General features: G+C 54.4%; 1 tRNA gene and 1 rRNA gene. Both read left to right on the top strand.

Annotation, left to right across the window (positions count from 1 at the left end):
* Positions 1 to 85, top strand: a 16S ribosomal RNA gene (locus tag WFK59_RS22040); the annotation flags it as partial.
* An 89-nt stretch (positions 86 to 174) separates the two neighbouring features.
* Positions 175 to 249: transfer RNA gene (locus tag WFK59_RS22035), tRNA-Glu, on the top strand.
* The last annotated feature ends 25 nt before the right edge of the window (positions 250 to 274 follow it).

Genomic DNA, 274 nt, shown 5'->3' with positions numbered 1-274 from the left:
GGCGCTTACCACTTTGTGATTCATGACTGGGGTGAAGTCGTAACAAGGTAACCGTAGGGGAACCTGCGGTTGGATCACCTCCTTACCTGAAGATACCTTCCCGCGTAGTGCCCACACAGATTGTCTGATAGAAAAGTAATGAGCAAGACGGCTGCGAAGTCGTGACACTATCGTGTCCCCTTCGTCTAGCGGTTAGGACTCCGCCCTTTCACGGCGGCAACAGGGGTTCGAATCCCCTAGGGGACGCCACTTGCTTGGTGACAGGTGAAAGGTG

It is taken from the genome of Pantoea sp. USHLN298, from assembly GCF_037149395.1.
Taxonomy (GTDB): Bacteria; Pseudomonadota; Gammaproteobacteria; order Enterobacterales; family Enterobacteriaceae; genus Pantoea; species Pantoea astica.
This window is presented reverse-complemented; position numbering and strand designations above follow the sequence as displayed.